This window comes from Streptomyces sp. JH002 (genome assembly GCF_050916115.1).
Lineage (GTDB): Bacteria > Actinomycetota > Actinomycetes > Streptomycetales > Streptomycetaceae > Streptomyces > Streptomyces xiamenensis.
In genome coordinates, this window is sequence record NZ_CP087989.1 from 2,665,639 (window position 1) to 2,679,408 (window position 13,770).

Here is a 13,770-nt window from a genome sequence, read left to right on the forward strand (position 1 = left end):
GCGGAGCCGGCTAGAGGTGCGCGAGCTTGTGCAGGACGGGGGCGGCCTCGCGCAGGGCGGCCCACTCCTCCTCGTCGAGCTCCTCGGCGAGCTGCGTCAGCCAGGCGTTGCGCTGGCTGCGGCTCGCCTCCAGCACCGCCTCGGCCTCGTCGGTGGCGGCGACCAGCTTCTGCCGCCGGTCCTCGGGGTGCGGTTCGAGACGGACCAGGCCCCGGTCCACGAGCAGGGCGATGATGCGGGTCATGGACGGCGGCTGGACGTGCTCCTTACGGGCCAGCTCGCCCGGGGTGATCGCGCCGCAGCGGGCCAGGGTGCCCAGGGCCGACATCTCGGCGAGGCTGAGCGTGCGGTCCACCCGCAGATGGCGCAGGCGGCGGGAGAGCCGCAGGACGGCGATACGCAGGGTGTTGACCGCTTCGGCATCGTCGGCGCGGGCGGCCGGCGTCACGTTGGGCATGTACACCACCATAGCTCATTAGCTTGCCTAACGAAATATACGCGCATGCCACGCCGCCGCGCACCAGGAACACCCCCCAAGACCACCCTTTCGAGTGACCCTGTGCGGAAAGCACTTGCGCGCCGCCGGGCGGCCGGGACCGTATTTCCCATGACATCCCCCACACCTGTCCCGGGAACCTCGTCCTCCGTCCTCAGCATCCGGATAGCGGACCCCCTGCTGGCCCAGCTCACCGCACACGCCGCCCGGCGCGGACTCCCCCTCCAGGACTACGTGCTGCGGATACTCGCCCGCGAGGACTTCGACGAACGGTTCCACTCCTCCGTCCAGCGCAGCGCCCTGCTCGCCCGGGGAGTGCCGACCGGACCGAGTCCGGGAGAGGGTCCACCGCACAGTCCCGGGGGGACCACCTCATCCCGCCGCGTCACCGCCCCCGGTTACGCTGAGCACCGCTACCTCGGGGACGGCACGGGATAGGACGGGAAGGCACGGAATGCGGCTGGGCGATTGGACCGACGGCAAACGGGTGGCACCGGAGCCGTTGGAGGGCAATGTAGTGGCGACCATCACGGTCGGCACCCTCATCTGGGGCGCCCTCTTCGTGGTCCAGGTCCCCTTCTACAGCTGGTTCAGCGACCACGATCACACGTGGTGGGTGTGGACCTGCCTGGCCGGAACCGGTCTGGGACTGCTGGGTCTGTGGATCGTACGGAGGCGCGAAGCCGCCCTGTACGCTGCCCGGAACAGCGGCCGGGACGCGCACGGACCGTCCGCCGATGGCGGGCCCAGTGAGCAGCCCGCCCCTTAGAGGGACGGAAGCCATGAGTCAAGGGGCAGGCGGGGGCCGTACTCCCGTCACGCGTATCGCGGACGACCAGCCGGGTGGGGGGCCAGGAGGCACGGACCGGCACACCGGTCTGAGCAGCGCCGAGGTCGCCGAGCGGGTCGCGCGCGGCGAGGTCAACGACGTACCGGTCAGGGCGTCACGATCCGTCGGCGAGATCATCCGCGGCAATGTATTCACACTCTTCAACGCCATCATGGGCGTGCTGTTCGCCGTCATCCTGGTGGTCGGACCGCTCAAGGACGGCCTGTTCGGCGGCGTCGTCCTCTTCAACGCGCTGATCGGCATCATCCAGGAGCTGCGCGCCAAGAAGACGCTCGACAGCCTGGCGGTCATCGGAGAGTCCCGGCCCACCGTCCGGCGCGACGGCGCGGCCAAGGAGGTCGCCAACGCCGAGATCGTGCTGGGCGACCTCATCGAGCTCGGCCCCGGCGACAAGGTCGTGGTCGACGGTGTGGTCACCGAGTCGGACGGTCTGGAGATCGACGAGTCGCTGCTGACCGGCGAGGCCGACCCGGTGGTCAAGCAGCCGGGCGACGCCGTGATGTCCGGCAGCTTCGTGGTGGCCGGCGGCGGCGCGTTCACCGCCACCAAGGTGGGACGGGAGGCGTACGCGGCCCAGCTCGCCGAGGAGGCGTCCCGCTTCACGCTGGTCAACTCCGAGCTGCGCAACGGCATCGCCAAGATCCTCAAGTTCTGCATCATGCTGATGATCCCGGCCTCCATCGGCCTGATGATCAGCCAGCTGCTGGTGGAGCGGGCCGACACCTTCGAGGCGATCCGCCGCACCGTGGCCGGCATCGTGGTGATGGTGCCCGAGGGCCTGGTGCTGATCACCTCCGTCGCCTTCGCGATCGGCGTGATCCGGCTGGGCCGCAAACAGTGCTTGGTGCAGGAACTGCCCGCCATCGAGGGCCTGGCCCGCGTCGATGTGGTGTGCCTGGACAAGACCGGCACCCTCACCGAGGGCGGCATGGACGTCACCGACCTGCGGGTGCTGGACGGCGGCCGGGACGAGACCTACGTACGCGGCGTGCTGGCCACGCTCGGCGGCAGCGACCCGCGCCCGAACGCCTCGCTCGCCGCGATCATCGACGCCTACCCGGCGGACAGCGCCGGGGACGGCTGGCGGCACGGCGAGACGCTGCCCTTCTCCTCCGCCCGCAAGTACAGCGGCGCGGAGCTGACCGAGCCGGACGGCGCGCGCCACACCTGGCTGCTGGGCGCCCCCGACGTCCTGCTGCCCCCCGGCGACCCGCAGCTGGCCGCCGTCGACGAGCTGAACACCCAGGGTCTGCGGGTGCTGCTGCTGGCCCGCGCCGAGGGCCGGCTGGAGGACGTGCGGGCCTCGGCGGCACCGGAGTCGCTGACCCCGGCCGCGCTGGTGATCCTGGAGCAGCGGCTGCGCCGCGAGGCCCCCGACACCCTGCGGTACTTCGCCGAACAGGGCGTGGACGCCAAGGTCATCTCCGGGGACAACGCCGTGTCGGTGGGCGCGGTCGCCGGAAAGCTGGGGCTGCCCGGCGCGGACGCCCCGGTGGACGCCCGGCAGCTGCCGCAGGGGCGGGAGCAGATGGCGGAGGCCGTCGAGAGCGGCGCCGTCTTCGGCCGGGTCTCCCCGCAGCAGAAGCGGGAGATGGTCGGCGCGCTCCAGTCCAAGGGCCACAACGTGGCGATGACGGGCGACGGCGTGAACGACGTGCTCGCCCTGAAGGACGCCGACATCGGTGTCTCGATGGGCTCGGGCTCGGAGGCCACCCGCGCGGTCGCGCAGATCGTGCTGCTGAACAACAGCTTCGCGACGCTGCCGGACGTGGTGGCCGAGGGCCGGAGGGTCATCGGCAACATCGAGCGGGTCGCGAACCTCTTCCTGACGAAGACGGTCTACTCGGTGTTCATGGCGTTCGCGGTGATCGCGGCGCAGGTGCCGTACCCGTTCCTGCCGCGTCACTCCACGCTGCTGTCGGCGCTGACCATCGGCATCCCGGCGTTCTTCCTGGCGCTGGCGCCGAACAAGGAGCGGGCCCGCCCGTACTTCGTGCGCAGGGTGCTCAGACTGGCCGTCCCCTTCGGTCTGCTGGCCGGTGCCGCCACCTTCGGTTCGTATCTGCTGGCCAGGGCCCACTACGGGGCCACGGAGGCGACCCGTGAGGCGGAGACCACGGCGGCGACGCTGACGCTGTTCCTGATCGCGCTGTGGGTGCTGACGATCATCGCCCGGCCGCTCACCTGGTGGCGGGCCGGCCTGATCGTCACGATGGGCACCGGCTTCCTGCTGGCGATCAGCATCCCGTTCGCCCAGGACTTCTTCGAGCTGCAACTGGTCGGCGCGCGGATGCCACTGACGGCCGTGGGCATGGCGGTGGCGGCCGGTGTGCTGCTGGAGGTGGCGGCGCGGATCGCCCCGAAGACGGTCCCGGACCTGCCGAAGTCGATGATGGAGGAGGAGAAGGAGCGGGAGACCCAGCCGGCCGGCTGAGCCTACGTATCCCTTCCCTCTCCGCACTCCCCCAGGCCCCCGCCGGCAGCACGCCGGCGGGGGCCTCCTCGTGGGCGGGGCGGGCCCGCCCCGCCCACGAGGGAGCGTGCGGACCGATGAGTTCCGCGCCCCGTCACGGTCCACCCTCCGGCGGCACGTGCCGTCACGACCAGGGGAGTTGAGGAACGTGTCCGAGACGAGTGAGAACACGGCCGGTACGGAATCGGCCGTTGTCTCGGCCGACGGCACCACGATCGCGTTCCGGCGCTCCGGCAGCGGACCGGCGGTGATCCTGGTGGCCTCGGCGCTGGCCGACCGGTCCGACGGCGCCAAGCTCGCCGGGCTGCTGGCCCGGCACTTCACCGTCATCAACTACGACCGCAGGGGCCGCGGGGCGAGCGGTGACGGCGCGCGGTACGCGGTCGAGCGCGAGATCGAGGACATCGCGGCGCTGCTGGAGCACTGCGGCGGGTCGGCCTCGGTGTTCGGCAGTTCCTCCGGCGCGGTGCTCGCCCTGCGCGCCGCGGCGGCCGGTCTCGACATCCCCCGGCTGGCTCTCTACGAGCCGCCGTTCGCGGTCGACGGCGACGCCTTCGGCCCGCCGGCGGACTTCGCCGGGCGGATCGACGCGCTGCTCGCCGAGGACCGGCGCGGGGACGCGGTGAAGCTCTTCATGACCAAGGCCCAGGGGATGCCGGGGCTCCTCGTCGCCTCGATGCGGCTGATGCCCGGCGTGTGGTCCGGCCTGAAGGCGCTCGCTCCCACCCTGCCGTACGACATCGCCGTGATGGGCGACACCCAGCGGGGCGAGCCGCTGAAGGCCGATGAGTGGTCGTCGGTGGCCTCCCGGACCCTGGTGCTCACGGGCGGCAAGAGCCCCGAGGGTTTCCACCAAGCCGCGCGGGCGCTCACCGAGGTGCTGCCCCACGCCGAGCACCGCACGCTCGACGGCCTCAACCACGGGGCGGTGGTCATGGCGCCCAAGAAGCTCGCGCCGAGCCTCGTCCCGTTCCTGGCCGGCTGACCCCGCCGGGGCGGGCCCAGCGGCTACCCGGCGAACGCCATCGCGGCCGTCATCACGCACAGCAGGGCCAGGTACGCCCAGGCGTGGACGCGGTCGTGGATACGGGGCGGGCGGCGGCGCAGCAGGGCGATGACCGGGAGCGCGCCGAGCAGCAGGGCCCCGGCGGCGCGCAGGTCGACGAGGCCCACCAGCTGGGCGTGCGCCTGCGCGGCGGCGCTGTCCACGGTGCCGCCCAGCGAGACGGCGGTGGCCGGCAGCGTCACCACGAGGGTGAGCGGGTTGGCCAGCACGGTGGCCAGCCGCATCGGGTGTCCGGCCCGCCGCATCGCGGGGACGGTCAGCACGCTGCCGCCCACGCCGAGGAAGGCCGCCACGGCGCCGATCGGCAGGCCGAGGGCGGCGGGCAGCGGGCCACGGGCGGGCGTGGCGGTGTTCGCCAGAGGTCGGGGGCGGGGATGGGGGTTCGGGCGCAGGAAGCCGGGGCGCAGCGCCAGGTCGGCGATGGTGAGGGCGAGGTAGCCGAGGAAGGCCCAGCGCACCGGCCCGGCCGGGGCGTACCGCACGGCGAACGCGCCGGCCGCCGCCCCGGCCGCCAGCAGTGCCAGCAGCGGTCCGCCGCCGCGCAGCGCGGCCAGGGTGCGGCGCGGGGTGACGGCGGTCGCGAACCCGGCGTTCACCAGCATCACCAGGGCGGAGGTGGCCACCGCCACCCGCATCGCGTCCGGTCCGAGGGCGGCGTTGGCCCACACCACCACCGGGACGGCGACGAAGCCGCCGCCGAAGCCGAACAGTGCCGTCGTCACGCCGGTGAGCAGCCCGATGCCGAGCAGAGCCATGAAGTCCACGCGGAACAGCCCATCAAGAGGGCGGTGCGTCTCGCATGCGATGGTCGGCACTATTCCTTCGCGTCCCGGCCAGCTGCGTCCACGTCCTAGGGTGGCCCGGGTGAGGAACATCGCGCTGGCCGACGTCGACCACCTGGACCGGGACGTCCTGCCGATCGGCACCGACTATCCGCCCGGGCACGTCCTGGACTGGCACGAGCACCGGCGGGCGCAGTTCCTGTACGGCGCCACCGGGGTCATGATCGTGGACACCGCCGAGGGCACCTGGACCGTGCCGCCGCAGCGCGCCGTCCTGATCCCGGCTGCCACCCGGCACCGGGTGCGGATGCTCGGGGTGAGCACCGGGAGCCTGTACGTCGAACCGCGCGCCGTCCCCTGGTGGCCCGCGGCCTGCCGGGTGGTGGACGTGCCGCCGCTGCTGCGCGAACTGCTGCTGACCGCCACCGGGTTTCCCGCCGACTACGACCGCTCGGGGCGGGCGGGGTGCGTGATCGCACTGCTGCTGCACGAGATCGCGGCGCTGCGCCCGCTCCCGTTCCAGGTGCGGATCCCGTCCTGCGCCGCGCTGGCGGCGCTGTGCCGGGCGTATCTGGCCGCTCCTGACACCGGCGTCAGCAACGCGGAGTGGGCGGCACGGGCGGCGATGAGCGAACGGGCCCTCACCCGCCGGTTCCGGGCCGAGACCGGCGACAGCCCGGCCGTGTGGCGGACCCGCGCGCGGATGCTGACAGCGGTGCCGCTGCTGGCCACCGCCTCGGTCACCGAGGTCGCGGGGCGGCTCGGCTACGCCACCCCCGCCGCGTTCACGGCGGCCTTCACCCGTACCTTCGGCGTCCCGCCGTCCCGCTTCGCGGCGGAACGGGCGCCGTACGGCGGACCGAACGGCGCTGCCCCGCCGTACGGGTGACCGTTACGGCGGGGCAGCGGTGGAGCGGCCGGGCGGGCCCGGCTCAGCAGGTGGCGCGCCAGGCGTCCAGGTCCCAGTTCTTCTGGAGGGAGCTGAAGCCCAGCGGCTGGGTGACCGGGCAGAACTCCTCGGTCGTCATCTCGTACTCGACGTGGAAGACCGCCTTGCCCGCCTCGATGAACGGGCTGACCTTGCCGCACTCCCTGTAGTACGCGCACTCCTCGTTGACGGCGAAGTCGAACGCGTCCACCAGCTCGGGGACCATGTCCACGCCGTTCTTCAGGCCGACCGACAGGCCCCGCTCATGGGCCAGCTCGGAGATCATCAGGTTGTACGCGATCTGGTCCTCCTTCGTGAGCGGGAAGCCGGGGTTGTTGATGTAGCCGTCCATGTTGTCCGGCTCGATCGCGTCGAAGCCCTTGTCCGCGCACATGTCGAAGCGGGCGGCCATCAGCGGGCGCAGCGTGTCCAGCTGACGGATGTCCAGCCACTGCTCGCCCTCCCACTCGTCCAGCGGGTTGCCGATCACGCTGTCGGGGAAGTCGCCGGCGTCGGGGCGCCAGTCCTCCCAGGAGCCCACGCTGATGTAACAGATGACCTTGCGGCCCTCGCTGTGCAGCGTGTCGACGACGGCGGCCGCGTTGTCGAAACCGTCGATGTCGTAGACGGGCACATCCACCGAGGTGTCCACGGTGCCGATCAGCTGCCACTGCCAGTCGGTGCCCGGCTCCGGGGTCCAGAACTCCCGCTCCGCCGCCGTGTCCTGCGAGGCCGTGGGCTCGCCCGCCCGGTTCTCCCGGTCCTCGTTGGCGTTCGCCGCCGAGCAGGCGCTCAGGGTCAGCAGCGTGGCGGCCGAGGCGGCCAGCACGGTCAGGGGCTTGCGGGACATCCATCGGCGCATCAGTCGAACCACCTCGCGGTCGCCAGTTCCTCGGAACGTGTGGGGTCTTCGAGCAGTGCCGCCAGCTCGAAGCGTCGTTGCCACTGGCCGGTGGCCCAGGAGAGACCGGCCGCCAGACCCTCGACGGTGGAGGCGTGGACCCGCGGGTCCGCCCCGTCCGCCGGGTGGCGCCAGGTCACTTCCGTGCCATCGATCATCAGTTCATTGTGTTCGACGTAGGTGCGGGGTGTCCCGGCCCCCAGAAGAGTTCGCGCCACCTCGGGCACCTCCCGCTCCACCCCGCCCTCCGGAGGCTCCGCGGGCAGCACCGCGCTCAACGCGGGCACATCGAGCACCGCCGCCAGCGCCGCCGCCCCGGCCGGCGGGACCGGAAGCAGGGCCCGTCCGGTCGCCAGCGGCAGCAGATCGGGCGCGTCCGCCACCACCGCGTCGGCGGCGTGCACCACTTGTGGTACGTCGTCCACCACCGCCCGCAGTTCCTCGGGCAGCGTCACCTCGTCCGGATCCAGCTCCGCCAGCAGCGCGTACAGCCGCACCAGCCGGGCGGCGGTGACCGTACGCTCCGGGTCGGCGAGCCGGGCCAGCAGCTCGGCCGCGCCACCCGGCTCGGCCAGCAGGGCGCGCGCCGTCGTCCGCACCCCGAGCGCGCGCAGGATCTCCTCGTCCACATCCGCCACCCGGGCCTCCTCGTAGAGGCCGGCCAGCAGCGGATCGGCGTCGGCGGCCCGCAGACCCGCCGGGCGGCGGCCCTCCAGCACCGGGGCGCCGCGCAGCCACCAGGCGGTGTACGGGCGGGCGGTGGTCACCGTGCCGTCCGGCAGCCGGATCTGCACCGGCGCCGTCAGCGCCTCCCGCCACGGGTGCCGCGCCAGCAGCGACAGCGCCTGCGGCCAGCACGCCTCGTCGATCAGCTCCAGGTCGCGGATCGCCACCAGCTCCAGCGCCACCGGCGGCAGATCCGTGTGCGGCAGCGCGTCCAGCAGGTCCTCGCACCACACGTCGACCGCGTCGAGCACTCCCGCGTCGTCCGGCTCGGGGAAGTCGGTGTCGCGCGGCTCCAGCTCATCCGGGTCCAGGACCACATCGGTGGCCCGTACCAGCGCGAACGTCGCCTGCACGCCCACCGCGGTCAGCGGCTGCTCACCCCAGCGGGCCGCCAGCTCGGCGTCGCAGGCGGCCAGCTCACCGGGGCGGATCAGCCGCTGGAACGGGCTGTCCGGGTAGACCAGCTCCCCGGCCGGGGCCAGCTCGCCGTCCTCGTCGCGCAGCGCCAGCGCGGCCAGCCACGGCTCGTCACCCGGCGCGAGATCGGCGTCGCGCACCAGCGACAGCACCAGCTCCGCCAGTTCGGTGGCGGGCAGCGCGTCCTCGTGCCACAGGTCGAAGTCGGCGGAGGCCGCCACCGCGCCGCGCACCTGCGGGGTGCTCAGCACGGCGCGCGGGGTCGCCGGGTTGGCGCCGAGCTTCTCCAGCAGCGGATGCGCGGCGTCCGGATGCGTGATCTTCAGCCCGAGCCGGCCCAGACCGGCAGCCTCGGTGCCGGGCACCGGCAGCAGGACCCGGCGCGGCCCGATCGTCGTCCGCCCGTCGGCCAGCGGCACCGGCAGCCCGGACAGCAGCTCCGGATCCACCCCGGAGAGCGAGTCGTACAGCCGCCACCACCAGGCGGCGGGCCGCTCGACACCGGCCAGCCGGTCGATCATCTCCCCCAGCGGGACCCGGCTCACCTCCAGGATGCGCAGCTCGGCGCGGCGCTCGTGCCCGGCCGGCAGCAGGGTCGGGAACAGCTCGGCGAGCACGGCGACGGTCTCCGCGCCGGCCCGCTCCAGCAGTTCGGCCTGGTCCGGACGGAGCGCCTGGGGCGTCTCGGTGCCGTCCTCGCCCGTCTCCGGCGGCGCGGCCAGCGGCAGGAACGCGGTCCCCGGCAGCCGCTCCAGCAGCAGCGCGCGCAGCGCCCCGTCGATCTCGCCGCGGGCCAGCGGCCCGGGGACGAGGTCCAGGATGCCGGCGGTCACCGGACGCCAGTCGGCCAGCAGCGACGCGTACAGGTCGGCCGCCTCGTGCAGCAGATGCTCCGTCAGCGGCCCCGGCGCCACATGACGGCGGGTCGGCTCCAGCGGGAAGGTGGCGATGAGCAGCGCCGGCAGTCCCAGCGCCTCATCGGTGGGGGTCGGCGCGTGCAGCACCGGCGGGCTGGTGGGCGGCACCGGCGCGCCCTCGGCGTCCACCGGGACGGCCCAGGTCACCGCCCAGCGCGGCCGGCGGCGCTCCTCGACGGGCCGGTCGGCCAGCAGTTCGGGGGCGGCCTCGCCCTCGGCGGTGGCCACCCGCCAGCGGGTGGAGCGCACGGCGCTGCCCGCCGGGCCCGGCTCCTCGGTGATCTGGGTGTACGGGCCGAACGTGCGGTGGGTGAGGCTGCGGGTGCCGCCGGGCGTCTCCACGATGACCTCGGTCAGCCCCGGCAGCGCCAGCAGCAGCGTGTCGTCCACGGCGTCCAGCAGCCGGGTGACCAGGTCCTCGGCGGCGGCGTCGCGCAGTGGCAGCACCACGGCGGTGTCGTACCCCTCGGGCACCACGGCCGGCGGATCGTCGGGGGCCTGCGGGAACGGCAGCCGCAGCAGCGGTACGGCGTGCCGCCCGCCCGCCCGGTGCTCAAGCTCCGCGATCAGCTCCGGGTTGTCGCCGGCGGTCTCCCGGGCGAGCGCGGTGGAGTCGGCGAGCGACCAGCGCACCCCGCCCGTGGAACTGACGATCGCGGGATCGTCGCTGACCGCCAGCACGGCGGCGAAGCCGACCCCGAACCGGCCCACGGTCGCGGCGGCGCCCCCGCCCTCGCCCGGTCCTTCGCCGTCCCGTTTGGCGGAGGCGCGCAGCGTGGACAGGGAGGCGACCCCGGCCGCGTCCAGCGGGTCACCGGTGTTGGCCGCGACCAGCACCCCGTCGCGCAGGCCCAGCCGCAGCCGCCCCGGCGCGCCGGAACGGGCGGCGGCGTCGGCGGCGTTCTGCGCCAGCTCGACCACCACCCGGTCGCGGTAGCCGCCGCGGGCGAGGTCCTCCTCGGCGTTGGCGTCCTCCCGGAACCGCGCCGGGGACGCGCTCCAGGCGTTCAGGACGGTCTGCCGCAGCCGTCCGGTGTCGAACGGGTCGTCGTGGGTCACGGTCACGGGAGCGACAGTACCCGTGCGCACCGACACGCCGGGCCGGGAGGCCGTGACCCGGCCCCGTAACGGCCCCCGGCACCGGCCCCGTTACGGGTTCACAGCGGGTCGGCCGTCATGTGGTCGATGACCGGCTGGGGCGCGGGCGGCGGGGTGGGGACCACGGCCGCCTCCGAGTGGGCGCCGCAGCCGTAGGACAGCGCCACCACATGGCCGTCCGCCGGGGAGAACTCATTGCCGCACACACCGAAGGAGCGGCGCAGCGAGCCCGCCACCGGCACCAGGAAGCCACAGGTCACACAGGACGCGGGGGCCGCCTGCGCCATGGGGGTGCGCGGCCCGTAGTGCTCCTCCCAGCGCTCGGCCGCCTCGTCCAGGCCCAGCCGCGACATCACCCGGGGCCGGGCCATGCCCAGTTCGCGGGCGACGGCGGCGATGCTGGCACGTTCCGGCAGCGCCTCGCCCTCCGCGGGCGCCTCGGCCCGCTCCAGTTCCTCCAGTTCCTCGACCGGCTCCGGCGCGTACCCGGGCTCCAGGCGCGGGTCGTCCGCCTCGGACGGCAGCAGATCGCCGGGCCCCAGGTCGCCCGGGCGCAGCCGCTCGCTCCAGGGCACCCACTCGGGCGCCAGCAGCGAGGAGGGGCCCGGGGTCAGCACGACCTCGTCCACGGTGACGTTCTTCGCCCGCGAGGCGCGGGCCACCGTCACCGACCAGCGCCAGCCCCGGTACCCGGGGTCCTGGCTCTCGAAGAGATGGGTGACGAGGCGGTCGCCTTCCGCGACCGCCCCCAGATAGGGTCCGAGCGGCTGCGGACGAGCCGCCTCCGCCGCCGCGTCGCGGGCCAGTTCCACAGCCTCCGCGCACAGCCGGTCGGGGGTACGGCTTCGCATCCCGGCACTCACAAGAATCGACCCTCCTACGCCGTTGATCGGTGCGGGCGCCTGAAGGCGGACGGAGCTGACGGAGCGGGCCCGGAACGGAGGTCCGGCCGCTGCGACGTCGTACTGTTCGAGACTAGGCGCACCGTCTGACCACGCTACCGCACGGGTTACACCCGGGGCGCGTGGGCCGCGAGCCTGGGTGCGCGGGACGGCTCAGGACGTAGGCTGCTGCCCGTGGCTGCTGCCCGCACCTCGGACGCGTCGGATGCCAGGAACGAGACCGGATCCGGCCCGGGTCGTCTCACCCGAGCCGGCCGGGCCATCGGGCGTGCCCTGCGCAGACCACCGACGGCGCTGGGGCGCCGGGTCAGGAAGGCCACCCACGCGCAGGGCGCGGGCGAATCCGGTCTGGGCAAGCTGATCGAACTGCACGCCGTGCACTCGGCGGGCGACATGCTCATCACGATGTCGCTGGCCTCCACGATCTTCTTCTCCGTCCCCACCGGCGAGGCCCGGGGCCGGGTGGCGCTGTACCTGGCCGTCACCATGGCGCCGTTCGTCCTGCTGGCCCCCGTGATCGGCCCGCTGCTGGACCGGATCCCGCACGGCCGGCGGGCGGCGATGGCCGGGGCGCTTTTGGTGCGCGGGATGCTCGCGCTGGTGATCGCCAGCGCCGTGGCCTCGGGGGCGAGCCTGGAGCTGTACCCGGCGGCGCTGGGCGTGATGGTGGCGTCCAAGGCGTACAACATCGTGCGGGCCGCCGTCGTGCCACGGCTGCTGCCCGGCCAGATCTCGCTGGTGAAGGCGAACGCCCGGATCACGCTGACCGGGCTGATCTCGGCCGGGGTGGCGGCACCGGTGGGGCTGGGGCTCAACGCGCTGGGCGAGAAATGGCCGCTGTACGCGGCGTTCCTGATCACGGTGGCGGGCGCGGTGATGTCCTTCCGGCTGCCGCACAAGGTGGACCTGGCGCGCGGCGAGCGCGAGGTGCACCTGGCGGAGCTGACCCGCTCGCGCGCCGAACGGGCGGAGCGCACGAAGGAGACCGGGCGCGGGACGCGGCTGCTGGGCGCGGGGATGGACACCCCGGTGCTGAAGGCGCTGGTGGCGAACTCCTCGCTGCGCTGCCTGACCGGCTTCCTGCTGTTCTTCCTGGCGTTCCTGCTGCGCGAGCACGGCCTTTCCGGACTGTCGCCCGCCGTGTCGCTGAGCATCGTGGGGGTGGCGGCCGGTCTGGGCAACGGTCTGGGCAATGTGCTGGGCTCCTGGCTGCGGGACCGGGCGCCCGAGGCGATCCTGCTGATGATGATGGTGCTGGCGCTGGCCTCGACGGTGGCGGCGGTGGTGGCGTACGGGCTGGCGACGGTGACGGCGGTGAGCGCCGTGGCAGGAATCTGCCAGGCGATGGGCAAGTTGTCGCTGGACGCGATCATTCAGCGCGATGTCCCGGAAGTGGTGCGCACCTCCACATTCGCCCGTTCCGAGACGATGGTGCAGATGGCGTGGGTGATCGGCGGCGCCATCGCGATGGCCCTGCCGCTCAACGGCACCCTGGGGATGGCGGTCGCGGCGGTCCTGGTGGTGGCCGGGGCGGTGCCCACCATGGGCAGCCTGCTGGCGACCGCGCGGCGCGGCTCCCCGCACCCGCGCGTGAGGTGAGCGGGGCTGCCCGGTAATCTGCCCGCATGACTGCGATCTCCAGGAGCCGGGGCCGACGGGCCATTCGTACCGCTGCCGCCGTCGGCGCCGTGTCGCTGGGCCTCGTCGTCCTGTCGGCCTGTGAGAAGCCGACGCCCAACGCGCACTTCACGCTCAACACGAACACCACCTCCCCCGAGGCGGACGCCGACTGCTACGGCCACGGCGAGACGCTGGGCGCGGAGCAGGCGCAGAAGTGCCTGACGGCCGCCACGGACGTACCGGTCTTCGACTACAACACCGGCGACGCGTTCCGGATCGGCGTGGACCCGAAGGTCGCCGACTCGGGCTGGCTGCTGTTCGTCAACGACCAGCCGATCGAGTACCAGCGCTACACCAGCACCTACCGCACGCTCTCCGGCGACCTGCTGTGGTCGCTGTCGCAGAACGCGATGCAGCAGTCCGGCGACGGCACGCTGCGGGTGTCGGTCGCCGAGGTGACCGAGGACTTCAGCCTGGAGAAGCTGACCGCCATCGCCCAGGCCGAGGGCCAGGAAGCGGTGCAGGCCGCCCTGTACGACAGCGTCAAGGGCGTGTGGAACGCCCAGCTGAGCCCCGACAGCGAGGGCTGAGCCG

At 73.5% G+C, this 13,770-nt stretch carries 12 protein-coding genes; 7 read left to right on the forward strand and 5 right to left on the reverse strand.

What is annotated here, in order from left to right; genetic code table 11:
- Positions 1–10 precede the first annotated feature (10 nt).
- Positions 11–457: a MarR family transcriptional regulator gene (locus H7827_RS11930; RefSeq protein ID WP_200365358.1), complete on the reverse strand. Its 447-nt coding sequence runs from the start codon at positions 455–457 to the stop codon at positions 11–13.
- Between the two features lie 150 nt (positions 458–607).
- On the opposite strand from H7827_RS11930, the gene H7827_RS11935 reads away from it, so the two are divergent.
- The 4 genes from H7827_RS11935 to H7827_RS11950 all read left to right on the forward strand — a co-directional run bounded on the left by H7827_RS11935 (position 608) and on the right by H7827_RS11950 (position 4,804).
- Positions 608–934, forward strand: a complete 327-nt coding sequence (locus H7827_RS11935) for a hypothetical protein (RefSeq protein WP_386540147.1) — start codon at positions 608–610, stop codon at positions 932–934.
- 16 nt (positions 935–950) lie between these two features.
- A complete protein-coding gene (locus H7827_RS11940; RefSeq protein WP_030729401.1) occupies positions 951–1,265 on the forward strand; it encodes a DUF2530 domain-containing protein in 315 nt (104 codons plus the stop codon).
- Positions 1,266–1,278: 13 nt separating this feature from the next.
- The gene (locus tag H7827_RS11945) at positions 1,279–3,780 is read left to right on the forward strand and encodes an HAD-IC family P-type ATPase (protein ID WP_432744825.1); all 2,502 of its coding nucleotides are present in this window, start codon (positions 1,279–1,281) and stop codon (positions 3,778–3,780) included.
- A gap of 187 nt (positions 3,781–3,967) precedes the next feature.
- Entirely contained in the window at positions 3,968–4,804 is an 837-nt protein-coding gene (locus H7827_RS11950; RefSeq protein WP_432744827.1) for an alpha/beta fold hydrolase, read from the forward strand.
- Between the two features lie 23 nt (positions 4,805–4,827).
- Here the strand turns inward: H7827_RS11950 and H7827_RS11955 are convergent, their stop codons facing one another.
- Positions 4,828–5,649, reverse strand: coding sequence for a TSUP family transporter (locus H7827_RS11955; RefSeq protein ID WP_432747979.1), 822 nt, complete (start codon positions 5,647–5,649; stop codon positions 4,828–4,830).
- 100 nt (positions 5,650–5,749) lie between these two features.
- Between H7827_RS11955 and H7827_RS11960 the strand changes: the two genes are divergently transcribed.
- Entirely contained in the window at positions 5,750–6,556 is an 807-nt protein-coding gene (locus H7827_RS11960; protein ID WP_432744829.1) for an AraC family transcriptional regulator, read from the forward strand.
- 43 nt (positions 6,557–6,599) lie between these two features.
- Here H7827_RS11960 and H7827_RS11965 read toward each other — a convergent pair whose 3' ends face one another.
- The 3 genes from H7827_RS11965 to H7827_RS11975 form a co-directional block, all read right to left on the reverse strand.
- Positions 6,600–7,445 carry an endo alpha-1,4 polygalactosaminidase gene (locus H7827_RS11965; RefSeq protein WP_432744833.1) on the reverse strand — a complete coding sequence of 282 codons (846 nt, stop codon included), beginning with the start codon at positions 7,443–7,445 and terminating at the stop codon, positions 6,600–6,602.
- An 11-nt stretch (positions 7,446–7,456) separates the two neighbouring features.
- The gene (locus H7827_RS11970) at positions 7,457–10,621 is read right to left on the reverse strand and encodes a sacsin N-terminal ATP-binding-like domain-containing protein (protein WP_432744835.1); all 3,165 of its coding nucleotides are present in this window, start codon (positions 10,619–10,621) and stop codon (positions 7,457–7,459) included.
- A 92-nt stretch (positions 10,622–10,713) separates the two neighbouring features.
- Positions 10,714–11,505, reverse strand: a complete 792-nt coding sequence (locus H7827_RS11975; RefSeq protein ID WP_386540160.1) for a DUF3027 domain-containing protein — start codon at positions 11,503–11,505, stop codon at positions 10,714–10,716.
- Positions 11,506–11,730: 225 nt separating this feature from the next.
- Between H7827_RS11975 and H7827_RS11980 the strand changes: the two genes are divergently transcribed.
- Together H7827_RS11980 and H7827_RS11985 are read left to right on the forward strand one after the other, a co-directional pair.
- Complete coding sequence (locus tag H7827_RS11980; protein ID WP_386540162.1) at positions 11,731–13,155, forward strand: MFS transporter; 1,425 nt, start codon at positions 11,731–11,733, stop codon at positions 13,153–13,155.
- Positions 13,156–13,181: 26 nt separating this feature from the next.
- Entirely contained in the window at positions 13,182–13,766 is a 585-nt protein-coding gene (locus H7827_RS11985) for a DUF2771 domain-containing protein (protein ID WP_386540164.1), read from the forward strand.
- Positions 13,767–13,770 lie beyond the last annotated feature (4 nt).

Coding starts and splice junctions, on each gene's coding strand:
- H7827_RS11930 (WP_200365358.1), bottom strand. CDS start 457: ATGCCCAACGTGACGCCGGCCGCCCGCGCCGACGATGCCGAAGCGGTC.
- H7827_RS11935 (WP_386540147.1), top strand. CDS start 608: ATGACATCCCCCACACCTGTCCCGGGAACCTCGTCCTCCGTCCTCAGC.
- H7827_RS11940 (WP_030729401.1), top strand. CDS start 951: ATGCGGCTGGGCGATTGGACCGACGGCAAACGGGTGGCACCGGAGCCG.
- H7827_RS11945 (WP_432744825.1), top strand. CDS start 1,279: ATGAGTCAAGGGGCAGGCGGGGGCCGTACTCCCGTCACGCGTATCGCG.
- H7827_RS11965 (WP_432744833.1), bottom strand. CDS start 7,445: ATGTCCCGCAAGCCCCTGACCGTGCTGGCCGCCTCGGCCGCCACGCTG.
- H7827_RS11975 (WP_386540160.1), bottom strand. CDS start 11,505: ATGCGAAGCCGTACCCCCGACCGGCTGTGCGCGGAGGCTGTGGAACTG.
- H7827_RS11985 (WP_386540164.1), top strand. CDS start 13,182: ATGACTGCGATCTCCAGGAGCCGGGGCCGACGGGCCATTCGTACCGCT.